Annotated in this window: 17 protein-coding genes, 1 tRNA gene and 1 pseudogene; 6 read left to right on the top strand and 13 right to left on the bottom strand. The window is 70.5% G+C overall.

Annotation, left to right across the window (positions count from 1 at the left end):
* Nucleotides 1–249, top strand: a pseudogene (locus ACTHNQ_RS19760) (ABC transporter permease); the annotation flags it as partial.
* Nucleotides 250–309: 60 nt separating this feature from the next.
* Here ACTHNQ_RS19760 and ACTHNQ_RS19755 read toward each other — a convergent pair.
* The 9 genes from ACTHNQ_RS19755 to ACTHNQ_RS19715 form a co-directional block, all read right to left on the bottom strand.
* Nucleotides 310–1,887 carry an alpha/beta hydrolase gene (locus tag ACTHNQ_RS19755; RefSeq protein WP_440335630.1) on the bottom strand — a complete coding sequence of 526 codons (1,578 nt, stop codon included), beginning with the start codon at nucleotides 1,885–1,887 and terminating at the stop codon, nucleotides 310–312.
* Entirely contained in the window at nucleotides 1,884–3,068 is a 1,185-nt protein-coding gene (locus ACTHNQ_RS19750; RefSeq protein ID WP_440335629.1) for a DNA polymerase III subunit delta', read from the bottom strand. The genes ACTHNQ_RS19755 and ACTHNQ_RS19750 overlap by 4 nt, the downstream gene beginning before the upstream one ends.
* 64 nt (nucleotides 3,069–3,132) lie before the next feature.
* Nucleotides 3,133–3,759 (bottom strand): dTMP kinase, encoded by a 627-nt coding sequence (tmk, locus tag ACTHNQ_RS19745; RefSeq protein ID WP_440335628.1) that lies wholly within the window; start codon nucleotides 3,757–3,759, stop codon nucleotides 3,133–3,135.
* The gene (gene topA, locus ACTHNQ_RS19740; RefSeq protein WP_440335627.1) at nucleotides 3,756–6,476 is read right to left on the bottom strand and encodes a type I DNA topoisomerase; all 2,721 of its coding nucleotides are present in this window, start codon (nucleotides 6,474–6,476) and stop codon (nucleotides 3,756–3,758) included. The genes tmk and topA overlap by 4 nt, the downstream gene beginning before the upstream one ends.
* A 68-nt stretch (nucleotides 6,477–6,544) precedes the next feature.
* Entirely contained in the window at nucleotides 6,545–6,862 is a 318-nt protein-coding gene (locus tag ACTHNQ_RS19735; protein ID WP_440335626.1) for an Rv3654c family TadE-like protein, read from the bottom strand.
* A gap of 40 nt (nucleotides 6,863–6,902) precedes the next feature.
* Nucleotides 6,903–7,262, bottom strand: a complete 360-nt coding sequence (locus tag ACTHNQ_RS19730; RefSeq protein ID WP_440335625.1) for a TadE family type IV pilus minor pilin — start codon at nucleotides 7,260–7,262, stop codon at nucleotides 6,903–6,905.
* Nucleotides 7,259–7,498, bottom strand: a complete 240-nt coding sequence (locus ACTHNQ_RS19725) for a DUF4244 domain-containing protein (RefSeq protein ID WP_440335624.1) — start codon at nucleotides 7,496–7,498, stop codon at nucleotides 7,259–7,261. The genes ACTHNQ_RS19730 and ACTHNQ_RS19725 overlap by 4 nt, the downstream gene beginning before the upstream one ends.
* A gap of 44 nt (nucleotides 7,499–7,542) precedes the next feature.
* On the bottom strand, nucleotides 7,543–8,493 hold the full coding sequence (locus ACTHNQ_RS19720) for a type II secretion system F family protein (RefSeq protein ID WP_440335623.1): 951 nt from the start codon (nucleotides 8,491–8,493) through the stop codon (nucleotides 7,543–7,545).
* Nucleotides 8,493–9,680 carry a TadA family conjugal transfer-associated ATPase gene (locus ACTHNQ_RS19715; protein WP_440335622.1) on the bottom strand — a complete coding sequence of 396 codons (1,188 nt, stop codon included), beginning with the start codon at nucleotides 9,678–9,680 and terminating at the stop codon, nucleotides 8,493–8,495. The genes ACTHNQ_RS19720 and ACTHNQ_RS19715 overlap by 1 nt, the downstream gene beginning before the upstream one ends.
* A gap of 427 nt (nucleotides 9,681–10,107) precedes the next feature.
* On the opposite strand from ACTHNQ_RS19715, the gene acs reads away from it, so the two are divergent.
* Nucleotides 10,108–12,102 (top strand): acetate--CoA ligase, encoded by a 1,995-nt coding sequence (gene acs / locus ACTHNQ_RS19710; RefSeq protein WP_440335621.1) that lies wholly within the window; start codon nucleotides 10,108–10,110, stop codon nucleotides 12,100–12,102.
* A 69-nt stretch (nucleotides 12,103–12,171) separates the two neighbouring features.
* On the opposite strand, the gene ACTHNQ_RS19705 is transcribed toward acs, so the two are convergent.
* Both ACTHNQ_RS19705 and ACTHNQ_RS19700 read right to left on the bottom strand, forming a co-directional pair.
* Nucleotides 12,172–12,639: a RidA family protein gene (locus tag ACTHNQ_RS19705; RefSeq protein WP_440335620.1), complete on the bottom strand. Its 468-nt coding sequence runs from the start codon at nucleotides 12,637–12,639 to the stop codon at nucleotides 12,172–12,174.
* Nucleotides 12,640–12,641: 2 nt separating this feature from the next.
* Nucleotides 12,642–12,857: a DUF4177 domain-containing protein gene (locus tag ACTHNQ_RS19700; protein WP_018172641.1), complete on the bottom strand. Its 216-nt coding sequence runs from the start codon at nucleotides 12,855–12,857 to the stop codon at nucleotides 12,642–12,644.
* 110 nt (nucleotides 12,858–12,967) lie between these two features.
* Between ACTHNQ_RS19700 and ACTHNQ_RS19695 the strand changes: the two genes are divergently transcribed.
* From ACTHNQ_RS19695 to ACTHNQ_RS19680, 4 genes are all read left to right on the top strand, one after another.
* Nucleotides 12,968–15,763: a transglycosylase domain-containing protein gene (locus ACTHNQ_RS19695; protein ID WP_440335619.1), complete on the top strand. Its 2,796-nt coding sequence runs from the start codon at nucleotides 12,968–12,970 to the stop codon at nucleotides 15,761–15,763.
* Nucleotides 15,763–16,701: a metallophosphoesterase gene (locus ACTHNQ_RS19690; RefSeq protein WP_440335618.1), complete on the top strand. Its 939-nt coding sequence runs from the start codon at nucleotides 15,763–15,765 to the stop codon at nucleotides 16,699–16,701. The genes ACTHNQ_RS19695 and ACTHNQ_RS19690 overlap by 1 nt, the downstream gene beginning before the upstream one ends.
* Nucleotides 16,702–16,730: 29 nt before the next feature.
* A tRNA-Pro gene (locus ACTHNQ_RS19685) sits at nucleotides 16,731–16,804 on the top strand.
* Between the two features lie 38 nt (nucleotides 16,805–16,842).
* The gene (locus tag ACTHNQ_RS19680) at nucleotides 16,843–17,634 is read left to right on the top strand and encodes an HAD-IIB family hydrolase (protein WP_440335617.1); all 792 of its coding nucleotides are present in this window, start codon (nucleotides 16,843–16,845) and stop codon (nucleotides 17,632–17,634) included.
* 93 nt (nucleotides 17,635–17,727) lie between these two features.
* Here ACTHNQ_RS19680 and ACTHNQ_RS19675 read toward each other — a convergent pair whose 3' ends face one another.
* Together ACTHNQ_RS19675 and ACTHNQ_RS19670 are read right to left on the bottom strand one after the other, a co-directional pair.
* Entirely contained in the window at nucleotides 17,728–19,020 is a 1,293-nt protein-coding gene (locus tag ACTHNQ_RS19675; RefSeq protein ID WP_440335616.1) for an alpha-hydroxy acid oxidase, read from the bottom strand.
* 18 nt (nucleotides 19,021–19,038) lie between these two features.
* Nucleotides 19,039–19,800: a FadR/GntR family transcriptional regulator gene (locus ACTHNQ_RS19670; protein WP_440335615.1), complete on the bottom strand. Its 762-nt coding sequence runs from the start codon at nucleotides 19,798–19,800 to the stop codon at nucleotides 19,039–19,041.
* Nucleotides 19,801–20,058 lie beyond the last annotated feature (258 nt).

Here is a 20,058-nt window from a genome sequence, read left to right as displayed (position 1 = left end):
CGGCTGCTGCCCCGCGAGGCGCTCGGCCCGCTCATCCTCGGCTACACGTTCATCGTGGTGGCGCTCGTCGACATGACGGCGATCGCCGGCGCCGTCGCCGCGGGCGGCCTCGGCGAGTTCGCCATCGTCTTCGGGTTCAAGCAGTTCAACCCGTGGGTCACGTGGGCGGCCGTGCTCGTCATCATCGTGATCGTGCAGGCCGTGCAGTTCCTCGGCAACGCGCTCGCCCGTCGCGTGCTGCGGCGCTGACGACTCGAGCAGAACGGGGTGGATGCCGATGCGGCATCCACCCCGTTCCCGTCTGCGGGATCACTCGCAGCGCAGGCCGTCCTCGGGAGGCGTGCCGTCGACCAGGTACGTGTTCACGGCGTCGTCGACACACGAGTTGCCCTTGTTGTAGCCGGTGTGGCCCTCGCCGACGCGGGTCACCAGCACACCGGACGACAGCTGGTCGGCCAGCGACACCGCCCACTGGTAGGGCGTCGCGGGGTCGTTCGTGGTGCCCACGACGACGATCGGGGCTGCGCCGTCTGCCGTGATGCGCTCGCGCACGCCCGTGGCCGGGTACGGCCAGACCTCGCAGGGGTCGGGCCCGTCCCAGTACGGGGCGATCGTCGGCGCTTCCGCCGCGAGCAGCGCATCGGCCTGGGCCTGCTGCTCGTCGGTCGCATCGACGGGGTAGTCCATGCAGTTGTACGCGCGGAAGGCCTCGGTCTGGTTGTCGAGGTAAGTGCCGTCCTGGCGGTTGTAGTAGAAGTCGACGAGCTGGAACGCCACGCTCGCGTCGCCGCCCAGCACGTCGCTGAGCGCCTGGGTCAGGTAGTTCCAGCTGTCCTGCGAGTACAGGGCCGCGACGATCGCCGTCATCAGAGAGTCGGCGCCGAGCTTGCGGCCGTCCGCGTTCGGGATCGGGCTGCGGTCGACGCTCGCCAGCAGCGTGCCCAGGTCGGCCATCGCCTCGTCGACGGTGCCGCGGAACGGGCAGTCCTTGTCGGTGAGACAGTCGGCCATGTACGCGCGCAGGGCGGACTCGAAGCCGACGGCCTGCGAGATGCCGACGTCGAGGCCCGGGATGGACGGGTCGATCGCGCCGTCCAGCACGAGACGGCCGACCTTCTCGGGGAACAGCTTGGCGTACGTCGCGCCGAGGAAGGTGCCGTACGAGTAGCCGAGGTAGTACAGCTCCTTGTCGCCCAGCACCGCCCGCATCAGATCCATGTCGCGCGCCGCGTTGTCGGTCGTGATGTAGGGCAGGATGCCGTCGCTGTGGGCGTCGCACGCCTCGCCGAACGCCTTGTGGTTCGCGAGCAGCTCGTCGGTCCAGGCATCCGTCCCCCGCTTGTTCGCGGGGATGTCGAAGAGGTACGCGTCCATGTCGGTCGCGTCGTAGCACGTGACGGCCGTCGACTCGCCGACACCGCGCGGGTCGAACCCGATCACGTCGAACCGGTCGCGCACGGGCTGGCCGACGGCGTACGTCACCGAGTCGCGCACGAGCGCGATGCCGCTCGCCCCCGGTCCGCCGGGGTTGGTGAGCAGAGAGCCGATCGGCTCGCTGCCGCCCTCGGCACGGTGACGGATCAGCGCGAGGTCGATGTCGCCCTTCGAGGGATCCGACCAGTCCAGCGGCGCGGTGATGGTCGCGCAGTCGAACGTGCCGTTGCACGTGGACCAGTCGACGGTCTGCTCGTAGTAAGGCAGCAGGTCGGCATCCACGCCCTCCGAGTCCGGCGCCTTGCTCGAGGTCGGGCGCGGCGTGCTCTCGGGGATCATGGCGTAGAGGCACCCGCTGAGGGCGAGGGATGCCACGACCAGCCCCGCCAGCGCAGCCGCGGCACGGGCGATCAGACGGGGGCGGCGGGTGCTGCGGGGACGGCTGGCGTTCACGGTGTCCTTCCGCTCGCGACGGTCACGAGCATGCTCTCGAGGGCGAGCGCGGGGGCGGCGTTGAGTTCGAGGTTCTCACGCGTGACGCGGATCCTGTCGACCACGGTGAGCGTGCGGTCGGGCGTCCACGCCGTGGCGAGCGCACTCAGGTCGGGCTCGAGCTCGCGGTTGATGAGAGCGTCGCCGGCGTCGCCGCCACGGCCGAACTGCAGCATCAGCACGTCGCGGAACATGGACTCCAGGTCGGTCAGCACGCGATCGATCCCGTCGCGCAGGCTCCGGGTGGCACGACGCTTCTGCTCGTCCTCCAGCGCCGACAGCTGCGAACGCACGGCGGGAGGGATCGCGGCGCCTTCGACGATGCCCAGCGTGCGCAGCAGTGCCGCTCGCTCGGCCTCGTCGCGTTCGGCCGTCAGCGCCTTGGCGTCATCGGTCGCGGCGGCGACGATCGCACCGGCGACCTCGACGGCATCCCCTACGCCCCGCACCCCCAGCACGCCGCGGAGGGTGGCGTCGCGGCGGGCACGGGCCGCGGCATCCGTCGCGAGCCGCTGCGCCATGCCGATGTGGCGCTGCGCATGCCGGGCGGACTGCTCGGCGATCGCCGGATCGACGGCGCTGCGGCGGACGATGAGCTCGGCCACATCGGCGACGTCGGGCTCGCGCAGGCGCAGGGTGCGGACGCGGGAGCGGATCGTGGGCAGCAGGTCGGCGTCGCTCGGAGCGCACAGGATCCACACGGTGCGCTCGGGCGGCTCTTCGAGCGCCTTGAGGAGCACGTTGGACGTGCGCTCGGTCATGCGGTCGGCGTCCTCCATGACGATGACGCGATAGCGCCCGAGCGACGGCGCGAAGTACGACCTCTCGACCAGGGAGCGCGCGTCCTTGATCGAGATGATGACGCCCTCGGTGCGCAGGGCGGTCAGATCGGGATGGGTGCCGGCGAGCACCTGGTGCATCGTCCGCTCATCCCCCGGTTCGGCGATGAGAGCCGCCGCGAAGGCGTGGGCGAGCGTCGAGCGCCCCGAGCCGGGCGGGCCGGTGATGAGCCAGGCGTGCGTCATCGCGGCGGGATCGTTCGCGGCTTCGCGCAGAGCCGCGACCGCGGCATCCTGACCCCACACGTCGCCCCACGGCACCTCGGCCGAGGCGGCGGGTACGGGTGAGGTCGCGGCATCCATCCCGCTCAGCCTAAAGCGTGCGACCGACAACGTCGGGCACGATCGGGCGACTCGGCGCAGACGTTCAGGACAGCAGCGTCGCGACCCGCGCCTGCACGGCGGCGGCGAGCTCGTCGGCCGGCCGCGAGGCGTCGAGAACCAGGAACCGGCCCGGCTCGGCGGCCGCGAGCGCCAGGAACTCCTCGCGCACGCGCGCGTGGAAGTGCTCCTTCTCAGCCTCGAGGCGGTCGAACGGCTTGTCGTCGGCGTCGAGGCGGGCGCGCGCGGCGACCGGATCGAGGTCGAGCAGCACCGTGAGGTCGGGCAGCAGTCCCTCGGCGGCCCACAGCGACAGGTCGCGCACCTCGTCGCGGCCCAGCACCCGGCCCGCCCCCTGGTAGGCGACGGAGGAGTCCAGGTAGCGGTCCTGGATCACGACCTCGCCGCGCGCGAGCGCCGGACGCACCAGCGTCTCGACATGGTGCGCGCGGTCCGCGGCGTACAGCAGCGCCTCGGCCCGCGGCGACACCTCGCCGCGGTGATGCAGCACGATGTCGCGGATGAGCACGCCCACCTCGGTGCCGCCGGGCTCTCGCGTGCGCACCACGGTGCGCCCGGCATCCGTCAGCCACTCCTCCAGGAGCGCGGCCTGCGTCGTCTTGCCGACGCCGTCGCCGCCCTCGAGGGTGATGAACAGGCCGCCGGCGCTCACTTCTTCTTCGCCGCGGGCTTGCGCGTCGTCGTGCGGCGGGCCGCGGGACGCTTCGCCGGTCCCTTGGCACGCTTGTCGGCGAGCAGCTGGACGGCGCGCTCGAACGTGACCTCCATCGCGTTCTCGCCGCGCGGGATCGTCGCGTTGGTCTCGCCGTCGGTGACGTAGGGGCCGAAGCGGCCGTCCTTGAGCTTGATCGGCTTGCCGCTGGTCGGGTCCGCCTCGAACTCCTTGAGCGCCGAGCTCGCACCGCGGGCGCCGTACTTGGGCTGCGCGTACACGGCGAGGGCCTCTTCGAGGGTGATGTCGAAGATCTGCTGCTCGCTCTGCAGCGTGCGCGAGTCCGTCCCCTTCTTGAGGTACGGGCCGTAGCGGCCGTTCTGCGCCGTGATCGGGGTCTCGGTCTCGGGATCGATGCCGACGGTGCGCGGCAGGTCGAGGAGCTTCAGCGCGGTGTCGAGGTCGATCGTGTCGACCGACATCGACTTGAACAGCGAGGCGGTGCGCGGCTTGGGCGCGGCCTCCTTCTTCGCGCCGCGCTTCTTTGGCGCCGGCTCCGGCTCGACGGCCACGACCTCGCCGGTGGCCTCGTCGACCTCTTCTGCGGCCGGCGGGTCGGCCTCCTGCACGTACGGACCGAAACGGCCGTCCTTCACGAGCACGAGCTTGCCATTGGCGGGGTTCTCGCCCAGCACGCGGTCGCCCGCCACCGGCGCGTCGATCAGCTCCTGCGCCTTGGCGGGCGTCAGCTCGTCGGGCGCCAGGTCCTCGGGGATGTTGACGCGGCGCGGCTCGGCCTCGGGGTTCGTCTTGTCGGGGACCTCGAGATACGGACCGTACTTGCCGAACCTCAGCGTCGCGACGTCGCCGATGGGCGTCGAGTTCAGCGCGCGGGCGTCGATCTCGCCGAGGTTGTCGACGATGTTGCGCAGGCCGACGTGGTCGGTCGAGCCGAAGTAGAACTCCTGCAGCCAGTCCTGCCGCTTCTGCTCGCCGCGGGCGATGGCGTCGAGGTCGTCTTCGAGCGCCGCCGTGAAGTCGTAGTCGACGAGATCGGCGAAGTGCTGCTCCAGCAGTCGCACGACGCTGAACGCGAGCCAGCTGGGGATGAGCGCCTGGCCGCGCTTGGTGACGTAGCCGCGGTTGAGGATCACGTCGATGATGCTGGCGAACGTCGACGGACGGCCGATGCCCTTCTCTTCCAGCGCCTTGACGAGCGAGGCCTCGGTGTAGCGGGGCTTCGGGCTCGTCGCGTGGCTCTTGGGCTCGACGTCGCGCAGCCGCAGCACGTCGCCGACGGCCATCGCGGGAAGCGACTGGTCGTCGGACTTGTCGGCGTCGCTGCGCTTCTCGTCGCGTCCTTCTTCGTACGCCTCGAGGAAGCCCTTGAACGTGTAGACGGTCCCCGAGGCGGTGAACTCGGCGCGACGCCCGCCCGCCGTGACCTCGAGGGTCACGGTGGTCGTCTCGTACTTCGCGTCCGACATCTGGCTGGCCATCGTGCGCTTCCAGATGAGGTCGTACAGCCGCAGCTCGTCGCGGTCGAGCTCGCCCGAGACCGCCGAGGGCGTGCGGAAGGTCTCGCCCGACGGGCGGATCGCCTCGTGCGCCTCCTGCGCGTTCTTGCTGTTGTTGCGGTAGGTGCGGGGGTTGAGCGGCACCGACGGCGCGCCGTAGAGCGCGACCGCCTGCTCGCGCGCGGCCTGCACGGCCTGCGTCGACAGCGCGGTCGAGTCGGTGCGCATATAAGTGATGAACCCCTTCTCGTAGAGCCGCTGCGCGACGCCCATGGCGTGCTTGGCGCTCATCGAGAGCTTGCGACCCGCCTCCTGCTGGAGGGTCGAGGTCGTGAACGGGGGCTTGGGGCTGCGGGTGCCGGGCTTGGACTCGAGCGCGGTGACGGATGCCTCGCCGGCAGCCTCGATGGCGGCCGCGAGCTCGCGCACCTGTGCCTCGTCGAGGACCAGCACGGCCTTCTTGAGCTCACCGCGGTCGTCGAAGTCGGTGCCACGGGCGAGTACGGCGCCGTCGACGCGCGCCAGGCGCGTCGAGAACGACTCGTCGAGTCCCTGCGGGCGGTTCGGGGCGGCGAGCGCCTCGATGTCCCAGTACGACGCGGACACGAAGGCCATGCGCTCGCGTTCCCGGTCGACGACCAGGCGCGTCGCGGCCGACTGCACGCGGCCGGCGGATGTGCCCTGCTGGACCTTGTACCAGAGCACGGGGCTGACGTCCCAGCCGTACAGGCGGTCCAGGATGCGGCGGGTCTCCTGCGCGTCGACGAGCGCGAGGTCGAGCTCGCGCGTGTTGCCGACGGCTGCCTGGATCGCGTCCTTGGTGATCTCGTGGAACACCATGCGCTTGACCGGCACCTTCGGCTTCAGCGTCTGCAGCAGGTGCCACGCGATGGCCTCGCCTTCGCGGTCTTCATCGGTGGCGAGCAGGAGCTCGTCCGCCCCCTTCAGCGCGCGCTTGAGTTCGGCGACGGTCTTCTTGCCGCGCTCGCTCTCGACGTAATAGGGATCGAAGCCGTTGTCGATGTCGATCGAGTACTTCCCGTAGGCCTGCTTCTTGTCTGCCGGGATGCTCTTCTTGTCTGCGAGGTCACGGATGTGGCCGACCGAGCTGAGCACCTCGTAGCCGTCGCCGAGGTACCCCTGGATCGACTTCATCTTCGTCGGTGACTCGACGATGACGAGCTTCTTGCCTTCTGCCAACGGGGGCGTCCTTTCTTCGTCGCAAACCATACACGCCACTTCTCGGTGTGCGGGCTGTGAGCCCCGGATCACGGCGGGGGTCCGGCCCGTGCCGAGGCGCGTGTGGCGACCGGTCCGACGCGCAACTCGACGGTCACGGTCGCGACGAGCCCGTCGAGGTCGCAGGACTCCACGTGGGCCCCGAAAGTGCCTGCTACCTCGTCCGCGAGCTCGCACGGGACGCCGGTCACCGCACCGGACGCCGCATCCGCGGCGGCGAGCGCGGCGGCATCCGCTGCCGACGCGAGCCGTTGCCCGGCGACGGATGCGGTGCCGATCGCGGCGAGGCCGGCCGTGAGGATCACCGCACCCGCGATGACCCCGACGGAAGCCAGGGATCCCGGCATCGGCTCCCTCCTCTCGTGGGTCGGCGGCGACCGGACCGGGTCACAGTCCGCCCGCCAGTGCGCAGCCCGACGCGCTGACGCGCAGGCCCAGCAGCGCCGGAGCGGTCGCGCGCACGCAGACGAGGTCGCCGCGCGGCGAGATCTCGACGGATGCCTCCGCCACCGCCGCGACGACGGCCCCGGTCACCCGGGACGCCGGCTCGCCGCGTGCGCTCAGGCGAGCGGCATCCGCCACCGCATCCTGCAGCCGGACCTGTCTGGACGCTCCTGCGAGCGCGCCGACGCCGAGCGCCAGCACGATCGCGACCGCGGGAAGGGCGATCGCGAACTCGGCGACGACCGAGCCGCGATCGTCGGGCGGTCGCCGGCGTCGGCCGTCGCCGGTTCGCGCGGGCCTCATGCGACCGTGAGCGCCCGGCGCACGAGATCGGTGAGGATGCCGCGCACCTCGTCGCTGCGCATGATGACGACCAGCAGCCCCGCGAAGGCCACGGCCGCCATCGTCGCGATGGCGTACTCGGCGGTGGCGGCGCCGGTGTCGTCGCCCCATCCGCCGCCGGCGGTCGAAGGACGGAACAGCCGCGCGGCGCGCCGACGGGTGAGGAGGGGAAGGGGGTGGGTGTGTCGCGGGGACATCGGTTCTCCGTTCGGTCAGATGAGATGTTCTGGGCACGGTCTGGTCAGAGCGACAGCGACATGGTCGACATGACGCTCAGGAGCATGGGGGCGACACCGAGCAGGAGGAACGCGGGCAGCGTGCAGACGCCGAGCGGGACGAGCAGCCGGGTCGAGAGCCGTGCCGCGCGGAGGCGGCCCTCGACGCGGGCACGGTGGCGGGCGTGGGCAGCAGAGGCCCGCAGCAGCTCGACGGCGGGCACCCCGGCCGAACGCGACAGTGCGAGCACGGCTTCGACGACGTCGTCCGGCGTGTCAGGTGGAGAGGTCGCGGCGTGGCCGGGATGCCGCAGGGCACCCGCGTCGGCAACGACCGCGCGCGCCCGCTCGATCGACACGCCGCCGGTCAGCGCGATGGCGATGAGCTCGGCGTCGAGCCCCGGCACCCCGCCGGCGTCCCGTGCGGCACGGACGAGACGTGCCGTCCACCGCTGCGCGACCACGATGAGCAGAGCTCCGGCCACGAGACATGCGAGGCCCAGCGGCGTGGCGACGAGCGTGACGAAGGTGTCGAACCCGAGCGCGGCGCCGAGCGCGAGAGCCAGGAGCGGCAGCCAGGCCATGAGTCGCGCGGTGCCCGCCGGTTCGGCGAGCGCGACCCGCACGTCGTCGGCCGCCTCCTGCGCATCGCTCAGGGCGGCGGAGAGGCTGCGCAGACAGGCGGCGAGCGGCGCGCCGACGGTCGTGGCGACCTGGTACGCGACGGCGACCTCCCGCCAGGCGCTGCCGCCGACCTCGGCGATCGCCGCGGCGAGCGGGGTGTCGTGTGCGAGCGCGGCGACGATCCGCGCCGCCGCTTCGTCGCCGGTCTGGGAGAGATGGGTCCACGCGCGCGCCGGGGCGACGCCGGCCTGCAGCAGCACCGCGAGGCTCAGCACCGTCGTCGCGACCGCCTCGGCGCCGGGCTCCCTCGCGGCGCTGGCGCCTCCGCGCCGGCGCCGCCGTCGGACGGGCATCACGGCCCCTCGCCGTCCAGCGACGCCATGGCGAGCCTGCCGTCGGCGCCGACAGCCGGGCGGCCGATCGCCGCGATGCGCCGGATGCCGTCCGGCCCGCGCTCGACGTGCAGCACCAGGTCGATGGCGCTGGCCACCTGCCGGGCGAGGGCGCGATCATCCAGCCCGGCGAGCGCGCCGAGCGCCTCGAGCCGCGCCGGGACGTCGTGCAGCCCGTTCGCGTGCACGGTGCCGGCGCCGCCGTCGTGGCCGGTGTTGAGCGCCGACAGCAGTTCCCGCACCTCGTCGCCGCGGCACTCGCCGACGACGAGCCGATCGGGTCGCATGCGCAGCGCCTCGCGGACGAGCCGGGCGAGGCCGATGCCGCCCGCGCCCTCGAGGTTCGGCTGACGCGCTTCGAGTCGAACGTGATGCGGATGCGCGATGCGCAGTTCGGCGACGTCCTCGATCGTGACGATGCGCTCGTGGTCGGGCGCTTCACCGAGCAGCGCTGCCAGCAGGGTCGTCTTGCCCGCGCCGGCGGCGCCCGTGACCAGCAGGTTCGCCCGGCGCGCGATCGCATCGGCCAGCGTCCGCCGCATCGTCTCGTCGAACATCCCCGCACGCCGCAGGTCGTCCAAACTCGGCTCCGTCAGGCGGGGGACGCGGATCGAGATCGCCGTGCCTTCGGGTGCGACCGGTGGCAGCACCGCATGCACGCGGATACCGCCGTCGAGCCTCACATCGACGCACGGCGCCGCATCGTCGATGTGCCTGCCGCCGTGCCCGATCAGGGAGACGGCGAGGTCGCGCACCTCTTCTTCTGTCGCGCGCCATTCCCGCGCCGCCACCGCGCCCGCCCCGCGGTCGACGAAGAGTCCCGCCGCCCCGTTGACGAAGAGGTCGGTGACCGTCGGGTCGTCGAGGTACGCCGCGAAGGGGGCGAGCGAGGGATGCCGCTCCCCCGTCGATGAGGCCGGCAACGCCGCCAGTACGGCATCGTCGTCCGAGGGCGCCGGCGCCGCAGACTCCGGCCGGGAAGCCCCTGGAGTCTCGATATCCCGCTGCGGCACCCACACGGCCGTGCCTCGCCCGGTCGCCCGTTCACCGGCCACGGTGACCGACGGGCGCGAGGCATCCGTCCCCTCGCCGACCACCCTCGCCACGGCAGCGCCGGAGCGGGGGCGGACGGTGAACGGCGTGGACATGCTCCGACGCTAGGAGCGGCCACGCGGGCGTCGACCACGGATCCGGCGGTCGGTGGAAGACCGGACGCCGCTCCCCGCTGTGGAGGAGAAGGTCCTTCCCGCCGACGGGCGGGAAGGACCGCTCCCACAAATAAAGGCGGCATCCCATGGGGGGAATGGGATGCCGCCGTGCGCGGACCCGAATTCGGGGGGTGACGTCGGGTGCCGCAATGCCAGAATCGAATGTTCGGCCATCGGCCAGCATAGGGGAGGTAGGAGTCCGAACAAAACAAAAGGAGAGGATTCTCACTGATATATCGGTCGGGCCGCGCGTCACCCGCGCCACCTACTATCGGGGGTAGTCGCCGCAGGGCCGGATGGGTACATTTCCTGGCAGACTCGCCGACATCCCTCGGCCTCCCTCAAGCCCGCAAAGGAGCGCGCTCCCATGAGCGAACAGAACCCGATCACGCACGCCGCCAGCAGCCAGATCGACCACCTGCTCACCGAGGATCGGCGCTTCGCGCCGTCGCCCGAGTTCGCGGCGAACGCGGTCGCGACGGCCGATCTGTACGACCGCGCGAAGGCCGACCGCGAGGGCTTCTGGGCCGACCAGGCGCGCGAGCTCCACTGGCACAAGCCCTTCACCGAGGTGCTGGACTGGTCGAACCCGCCCTTCGCCCAGTGGTTCGCCGACGGCGAGCTCAACATCGCCTACAACTGCCTCGACCGTCACGTCGAGGCCGGCCTCGGCGACCGCGTCGCGCTGCTGTGGGAGGGCGAGCCCGGTGACGAGCGACGCGTCACCTACGCCGAGCTCACCGACGAGGTGAAGCGCCTCGCCAACGTGCTGGAGGGCCTCGGCATCGGCCAGGGCGACCGCGTCGCCATCTACCTGCCGATGATCCCCGAGGCGGTCGCCTCGATGCTCGCCGTCGCCCGCATCGGCGCAATCCACTCGGTCGTCTTCGGCGGCTTCTCGGCCGACAGCCTGCGCGCCCGCATCGACGACGCCGGAGCGAAGCTCGTCATCACCGCCGACGGCGGCTACCGCAAGGGCAAGGTGTCGGCGCTCAAGCCCGCCGTCGATCTCGCGCTCGGCGACCGCGGGGCAGGCGTGCAGGAGACCGTGGAGCACGTGCTCGTCGTCAAGCGCGGCGGCAACGAGGTGGACTGGTCGGAGGGCCGCGACCTGTGGTGGCACGAGGTCGTCCCGGCGGCATCCGGAGACCACGAGGCCCAGGCGTTCCCCGCCGAGAACCCGCTGTTCATCCTCTACACGTCGGGCACCACCGGGAAGCCCAAGGGCATCCTCCACACCTCCGGCGGGTACCTCACGCAGGCGGCCTTCACCAACAAGGTCGTGCACGACATCCACCCCGAGACGGACGTGTACTGGTGCACGGCCGACATCGGCTGGGTGACCGGCCACACCTACGTGACGTACGGCCCGCTCGCCAACGGCGCCACGCAGGTGCTCTACGAAGGCACGCCGGACGCCCCGCACCCCGGCCGCTGGTGGGAGATCGTGCAGAAGTACGGCGTGACCGTGCTCTACACCGCCCCGACCGCGATCCGCTCGTTCATGAAGCTCGGCCGCGCGATCCCGAAGCAGTTCGACCTGTCGTCGCTGCGCCTGCTCGGCTCGGTGGGCGAGCCCATCAACCCCGAGGCGTGGATGTGGTACCGCAAGATCATCGGCGGCAAGACGGCGCCGATCGTCGACACGTGGTGGCAGACCGAGACCGGCGCGATCATGGTGTCGGCGCTGCCGGGCGTCACCGAGACCAAGCCCGGTTCGGCGCAGGTCCCGCTCCCGGGCATCTCGATCGACGTCGTCGACGAGGACGGCACGCACGTCGGCAACGGCAACGGCGGCCTCCTCGTGATCACCGAGCCGTGGCCGTCGATGCTGCGCGGCATCTGGGGCGACCCGGAGCGTTTCGTCGAGACCTACTGGGAGAAGTTCCAGAAGCAGGGCTATTACTTCGCCGGCGACGGCGCACGCCTCGACGACGACGGGGACGTGTGGCTGCTCGGCCGCGTCGACGACGTCATGAACGTGTCGGGCCACCGCCTGTCGACGACCGAGATCGAATCGGCGCTGGTCGGCAACGAGGCGGTCGCCGAAGCGGCAGTGGTCGGCGCCTCCGACGAGACCACCGGCCAGGCGGTCGTCGCGTTCGTCATCATCAAGCAGTCGTACCTCGACGCCCACTCCCCCGACGGCCTCGCGCAGAGCCTGCGGCTGTGGGTCGGCGAGCAGATCGGTCCGATCGCACGCCCCCGCGACGTCTACATCGTCGGCGAGCTGCCCAAGACCCGCTCGGGCAAGATCATGCGCCGCCTGCTCCGCGACGTCGCCGAGGGCCGCGAGGTCGGCGACACCACGACGCTGGCCGACACCGCCGTGATGTCGGTGATCTCTGCGCAGGTCAAGTAACGACGAGAAGAGGGGATGCCGCAGCCTCATGCTGCGGCATCCCCTCTGTCGTGTGCGACGGGCGTCGACTCAGGCGAACGAGAAGACGACCTCGACCTCGACCGGAGCGTCCAGCGGCAGGACGGGCACGCCGACGGCAGAGCGCGCGTGGCGCCCCGCGTCGCCGAAGATCTCGCCGAGCACCTCGCTCGCGCCGTTGATGACGCCCGGCTGGCCGGTGAAATCGGGAACCGAGGCGACGAAGCCGGTGACCTTGAGCACGCCGGTGAGGCGGTCCACTCCGCCGACGGCCGCGGCCGCCGCGGCGATGGCGTTCAGGGCGCTCTGACGCGCGTAGCCCTTCGCGTCGTCCGCGGGCACGAGGCCGTCTCCGTCGCCGACCTTGCCGGTGGCGGGAAGCGCGCCCGCGACCATCGGCAGCTGGCCGGCGGTGTAGACGAGGTCGCCGTGCGCCTTGGCGGGAACGTACGCGGCGACCGGCGGCACGACGGAAGGCAGCTCGATGCCGAGCTCGGCAAGACGTTCGCTGACGGCCACGGTCACTCCCCCTCGAACTGACGTGCGGCCTGGGCGGCGGCATCCAGCCCGGCATTCTGCTGGCCGCCACCCGACGGCCGCTTGAAGTACGCGACCAGTCCGCCCTCGGGGCCGGGGACGACCTGCACGAGCTCCCAGCCCTGCTTGCCCCAGTTGTTGAGGATCGCAGCGGTGTTATGGATCAGAAGGGGCGTGGTGAGGTACTCCCACGTCGTCATCGCGACTCCTCGAGTGTGCGGAAAGGACGGGCTGGCGAAGGCTGGGAAACGCCTTTACGGGCTGAGAGTCCTTGATGGATCGCCCAGGTATCTCCCCTACGATCAACCCTATGCCTGATACCAAACGCACGGCCACCGGCGTGCTCGGCGGACTCGCCGGTCTCGTCGGCCTCAGTGCCGCAGCCGGTGTCCTCATCGCCGCGACCGTCACCCCCGCGGTCGCGATCACGAGCACCGCGGCAGAGCGCGCGATCACGATGTTCGACAACCTTCCGAGTGTTCTCGAAATCGACAAGCTCATGACCCCGAGCAACTTCTACTACACGAACCCCGATTCGGGTCAGCCGGAACTCATGACGAAGTTCCTGGAGCAGGACCGCACTCCGGTGGAGTTCGACCAGATCGCACCCGTCATGTACGACGCGCTGCTGTCCAGTGAGGACCCGCGCTACTACCAGCACGGCGGCATCGATCTCATCGGCACCGCGCGCGCACTGCTCTCCAACGCCAAGGGCGGCAGCGAGACCCAGGGTGCGTCGTCGATCAGCCAGCAGTACGTCAAGAATGTGCTGATCCAGAAGTGTGAGCAGAGCGCCAAGACGGAGTTCGAGACCGACAAGGACGGCAAAGTCGTCCTCAACGACGACGGCACGCAGAAGGTCAAGGTGAGCCGCGAGAAGGCGCTGCTCAACTGCTGGACCGACGCGACGACGGCGAAGGGGCCGGAGGGCTACACGCGCAAGCTACAGGAGATGCGCTACGCCATCTCGCTGGAGCAGAAGTACTCGAAGAACGACATCCTGCTCGGGTACATGAACATCGCCAACTGGGGCGGCGTCACGTACGGCATCGAATCCGCCGCGCGTCAGTACTTCGGCACCTCCGCAGCCAATCTGACGGTCGCGCAGGCCGCGACGCTCGCCGGCATGGTGCAGAACCCGAACAATTACCGGATCGACAAGCCGGACGGCTCGATCGTCAGTTCCGACGGTGTCACGACCTTCAACAAGGCACCCGACGGCGTCATCGACGAGGGCGCGAACCTCGTCGCGCTCGACAACCTCGTGAAGTCCGGCGAGATCACCGAGGAGCAGAAGTTCGCCGCCGCGGACGGGTACACCTCGACCAAGGTACGCCAGCTCTACGTGCTGAGCCGCATGCTCGACGATGGCAAGATCACCCGCGAGCAGTACGTCGAGGCGGCTGTGTGGCCCATCACCCCGAACGTCGTGAAGGCCCAGACGGGCTGCGTCAACGCGGCCGGCAAGGAGTACTTCTGCCAGTACGTGAAGGACACCATCCTGAACGACCCGGCGTTCGGCGAGACCCCCGAAGCGCGCCGCCAGCTGCTGGACCGCGGTGGCCTGAACGTGTACACGACCCTCGATCCGCGCATTCAGGCGACCGCCCAGGAGGCCGTCAACAAGAATGCACCGGCGAACCCGACGCTGCCGCCGGCAAAGGACTCGAGCGGTGGCCGCTTCGGCGCCGCCACTGTCAGCATCGAAGCCACCACCGGCCGCGTGCTGTCCATCACCCAGAACACGGTGTTCAGCGAGGAGTCGGCAGTCTCGAACGACTGGAACTACTCGTCACTCGTGTTCGCGGGTGACTCGAAGTTCGGCAACTCGGGCGGCTTCGAGGCGGGTTCGACGTTCAAGCTCTTCACGCTCATCGACTGGCTCGAGAAGGGGCACTCGGTGAACGAGACCCTGAACGGCACGCTGCACGTCTTCAAGAAGCTGAAGAACTCCTGCGAGGGCGACTGGACGAACTTCTCCAACGACCTGATCAAGAACTTCGACAACAACAAGGGCTACATGGGCACCCCCATGCGCTTCACGAAGGACTCGCTCAACACCGGATTCTTCGCGATGGCGGAGAAGCTCGACCTCTGCGACATCAAGAACGTCGCGACGCGCATGGGCGTGACCCGTGGCAATGGCGAGGAAGTCGCCATGAAGACGCTGACCTCCGTGATCGGCACGAACGAGGTCTCGCCGATGGCCATGGCCAGTGCGTACGCGACGGTCGCCAACAACGGCATGTACTGCCAGCCCCAGGTCATCGACCGGATCACCGATGCCGACGGCAACGAGATCGCGAAGCCGCAGCGCACCTGCTCGCAGGTGATCGCACCGAACGTCGCGGCGACGGCCGCGTACGCCCTCAAGGGCGTCATGGCGGGCGGCAGCGGCAGCCCCGGCGCCCCCGGTGACGGCACGGTGACCATCGGAAAGACCGGAACCCACGAGGCGAAGCAGACCTGGCTGATCCAGTCCAGCACGTCGGTGGCCACCGCGACGTGGGTCGGCAACGCCGACGGGAACGGCGATGTGTTCAAGGCCGGGTTCCGCAATGCCCGTTTCGTCATCTCGAAGGCGATTCAGCGCACCGTCGACAAGGTGTACCCCGGCGGGCAGTTCGCGGCCCCGGACAACGCGCTCACCAAGGTGCAGATGGTCCAGCTCCCCAACGTGCTCGGCATGACGATGGACGCCGCCAAGGCGACCCTCGAAGAGGCCGGCTTCACGGTCGAGGTCGGGCCCGAGGTCGACTCCAACCAGCCGGCGGGCTCCGTGGGTGCGCAGAACCCCGGCGCCGGCGAGGTCGCGGGCGGAACCACCGTCACGATCAGCCCGAGCAACGGGGCCGGCATCTCGGTCCCCGACGTGTCGGGACGTTCGCTCGACGATGCGAAGCGCACGCTCCGGCAGGCCGGTTTCGGCAACGTCGGCGACGGCACCTGTACGCCGACGACCGACGGCTCCAAGGATCCGAAGGCGAAGGGCACCAATCCCGCCGCGGGCACCGTCGTGAACCGCAACGCCTCGATCACCGTCGACTACACCGCAGCCGACTGCGGCGGCGGTGGCGGTGGCCGCGGGAACGGCGGCAACGGATAGTGCCCACCGCATCCGCTCGCACCGCCCTCACCGTGCTCGGCACGGTGGGGGCGGTCGGTCTCGGCGCCGCGGTGTGGGGCGTCGGAATCGAGCGCTACCTGTTCACCGTCCGCTTCCACGATGTGCCGGTGCTCCCCGAGGGCGCTGCGCCGATCCGCGTGCTGCACCTGTCTGACGCCCACATGGCGCCGTGGCAGCACCGCAAGCAGCAGTGGATCGCCGCCCTCGCCGAGCTGCAGCCCGACCTCATCGTGAACACCGGCGACAACATGGGTCACGCGGAAGGTCTGCGCGGCCTGCGGAGCGCCTTCGACCCGCTGCGCGGCGTCCCGGGGGTCTTCGTCCACGGCTCGAACGACCACGCCGCGCCGTCGCCGCGCAACCCGTTCAAGTACTTCACGGGTCCGTCGAAGGTGAAGCACGCGTCGGAGCCCCTCGACACCGACGCGCTCGACCGCTACCTCACCGACGAGCTCGGCTGGCTGGACCTCAACAACCGGGCGGGATCGCTGGATGCCGGCGGCCTGCGCATCGGCGCGTTCGGCGTGAGCGACGCCCACCGCGGGTGGGACCGGCTGGAGGTGCTCCCCGACCTCGTGACGGGGCTGGGGACGCACGACCTCACCATCGGCGTCACCCATGCGCCCTACCGGCGGGTGCTGGACGAGTTCGTCGACCTCGGGGCGGACGCGATCTTCGGGGGCCACACCCACGGCGGGCAGGTGCGCGTGCCCGGCTTCGGGGCACTGGTGGCGAACTGCGACATCCCGCTGAACCAGGCACGCGGGCTGAGCGAATGGACGCACCTCGGGCGCACCGTGCCGCTCAACGTGAGCGCCGGGCTCGGGCACTCGATCTATGCCCCGGTGCGCTTCGCGTGCCGCCCGGAGGCGTCGCTGCTGACGCTGATTCCCCGGGGTGGTCAACAGCACCCCTGACCATCGGTTAGACTCGGAGGGTTGCAAAACGGGGTGTGGCGCAGCTTGGTAGCGCGCTTCGTTCGGGACGAAGAGGCCGCAGGTTCAAATCCTGTCACCCCGACAGCAAAGAGGCTCCGCCGCACGGCGGAGCCTCTTCCTATGAAAGGGAACGGCACCGTGGCAGATATCGCTCCTCGTCTCGTCGCTTTCGATCTCGACGACACCCTCGCACCGTCGAAGAGCCCGATCGACGCCCGCATCGGCGAGCTGCTCGTGGCCCTCGCCGAGCGCGTCGAGGTGGCCGTCATCTCGGGCGGCCAGCTCGCCCAGTTCACGATGCAGGTCGTCGACCGGCTCCCCTCGGATGCCGTCGACGCCCGCGCGCGCCTGCACCTGCTGCCCACGTGCGGCACGCAGTACTACCGCCTGTCGGCTGACGACGTCGTGACGATCTACCAGCGGTCGCTGACCGACGACCAGAAGTCGCGCGCCCTCGCAGCCGTCGAGAACGAGGCACGCCGCCTGGGGCTCTGGGAGTCCGAGACGTGGGGTGCGATCCTCGAGGATCGCGGCTCGCAGATCACCTTCTCGGCGCTCGGGCAGCAGGCTCCCGTCGCCGCCAAGTCGGCGTGGGACCCCACCGGCGAGAAGAAGAACACGCTGCGCGCGGCGGTGGCGGCGCTCCTGCCCGACCTCGAGGTGCGCTCGGGCGGTTCGACGTCGGTCGACATCACCGAGCGCGGCATCGACAAGGCGTACGGCATGCGCCAGCTCGCCGAGCAGACCGGCATCAGCCTCGACGACATGCTGTTCGTCGGCGACCGCCTGGACCCCGACGGCAACGACTACCCGGTGCTCGCGATGGGCGTGCGCTGCCACGCGGTCGACGGCTGGGAAGACACCGTCACCTACCTCGAGGCGCTGATCCCCACGCTCCCGGTGCGCGTCTGACGACGGCATCCTCACCGCCGGAATCGCGAAAGGGCACATCTCCGCGCGACGTCGCCGCGCGGAGACATACCCTTTCGCGGATCCCGACCGGTCTCAGACCTTGGCTCGCGCGGCCGAGGCCCGCGGAGCGCGGGGCGTAGAGGTGGCGACCGGCGCCGCCACGGGCACCAGCCGCTGCAGCTGCGTGACGTGACGCGGCTCGAGCTCGGCGATCGACGAGACGCCGAGGAGCTTCATCGTGCGCTCGATCTCGCTGCGCAGGATGGCGATCGTGCGGTCGACGCCCTGGCGCCCGCCGGCCATCAGACCGTAGAGGTACGCGCGGCCGATGAGGGTGAACTTCGCCCCGAGCGCGATCGACGCGACGATGTCCGCCCCGTTCATGATGCCGGTGTCGACCATGACGGTCGCATCCTTGCCGACCTCGCGGACGACCTCGGGCAGCAGCCGGAACGGAATGGGCGCCCGGTCGAGCTGGCGTCCGCCGTGGTTCGACAGGATGATGCCGTCGACCCCCGCGTCGATGAGCCGCTTCGAGTCGGCGACGTTCTGCACGCCCTTGACGACGATCTTGCCCGGCCAGATGTCGCGGATGACGGCGAGGTCGTCGTAGCTGATCGTCGGATCCATCGCGGCATCCAGCAGCTCGCCGACCGTGCCGCCCGTGGTCGACAGCGATGCGAACTCGAGCTTCGGAGTGGTCAGGAAGTCGTACCACCACCACGGCCGCGGGATCGCGTTGACGATCGTGCCGAGGGTGAGCTGCGGCGGGATCGAGAAGCCGTTGCGCTTGTCGCGCAGGCGGGCGCCGGCGACCGGGGTGTCGACGGTGAACTGCAGTGTGTCGAAGCCTGCGGCGGCGGCCCGTCGCGCGAGCCCGTACGAGATCTCGCGGTCGCGCATGACGTACAGCTGGAACCAGTTGCGCCCGTTCGGGTTCGCGGCCTTCACGCCCTCGATCGAGGTCGTGCCGAGGGTGGAGAGGGTGAACGGGATGCCGGCGGCCCCTGCCGCGCCGGCGCCGGCGGTCTCGCCCTCGGTCTGCATGAGGCGCGTGAAGCCGGTGGGCGCGATGCCGAACGGCAGGGCCGACGGACCGCCCAGGATCTCGGTGGACATGTCGACGTTCTCGGCCGGACGCAGGATGTCGGGGTGGAACTCGACGTCCTCGAACGCCTGGCGGGCGCGGGCGAGCGACAGCTCGCCCTCCGCGGCACCGTCCGTGTAGTCGAACGCGGCCTTGGGCGTGCGGCGCTTGGCGATCGCGCGCAGGTCGTAGATCGTGAGCGCGGCGTCGAGGCGGCGCTTGCGGCCGTCGAGCTCGGGCTTCTTGAACTGCATCAGCTCGAGCAGCTCGGCGGGCTTGGGCAACTGGCGGGTGACCATGGGGACCTCTCCGGTGGGTCAGGGATGCGTGGGATTCGGGATGCCGGCGGCCGAGGGCTCCAGCCCCGCGGCCTCGTAGTAGCCGGCGATGTGGTCGTGGACGAGGGCGCGCGCGAGCGCCCCGTCGCCCGCGTCGACGGCGTCGAGGATGGCGTGGTGCTCGCGGCGCAGGCGGGCGGCTGCGGCATCCCACTCGGCGATGCGCGCGGCGCCGGCCTGCACGTACGACTCGATGGCGGTGCGCAGACCCGCCATCATCGCGGCGATGACGACGTTCCCGGACGCCTCGGCGAGTGCGAGGTGCAATTGCGCGTCAAGGGCGAGGAACTCGGTGGTCGTGAGATCGTCGGCGTCCATCGCGATGAGGATGTCGCGCGCGTCGCGCGTCGTCCGCGCAGGGTCGGCCGCGAGCGCCTCGACGACGGCCGACTCCAGCACGAGACGGGTGGCGACGACGTCGTCGAAGGGAAAGCCCTGCGCCGCGACCTGGAGCCGCAGGAGCGCCGACATGCCGCCTCGGGGCGTGGCGATGATGATCGCGCCGGAGGTGGGCCCTGAGCCGGTGCCGGTGCGGATGAGGCCCATGACCTCGAGGACGCGCAGCGCCTCGCGCACGCTGGAGCGGCCGACGCCGAGGCTCGCGGACAGTTCGCGCTCGGGCGGCAGCCGGTCGCCCGGACGGAGGGTGCCGTCGAGCAGATCGCTCTCGATGCTCTCGAGGACGATGCGCCAGGCGCGCGCTGCGGGTGGGGTGGGGGTCCCGGTCACGGATCTCCTCATCCATGCTCAGTCACGGCGTCCGCGCCGTGTGGTCTGACCACTGTACTGTGTGGTCCGACCACAGGCAACCGCGATGACGCCGGATGTCGCCCGGGCGCGCTAGCCTGACCTCATGGATCCCCTCCTCCTCGTCCTCATCGTCGCGGGCATCGCAGCGGCCTTCTGCTGGTTCATGTCGCTCGTCACGAAAGAGACATCGTGGATCGACCGGCTGTGGTCGGTCGTGCCGGTGATCTACGTGTGGATCTTCGCGATCGC

The organism is Microbacterium sp. (assembly GCF_051953575.1).
In the GTDB taxonomy this organism is placed as follows: domain Bacteria; phylum Actinomycetota; class Actinomycetes; order Actinomycetales; family Microbacteriaceae; genus Microbacterium.
Note: the sequence above shows the minus strand (reverse complement) of the source record. Positions and strands in the feature narration are given on the sequence as shown.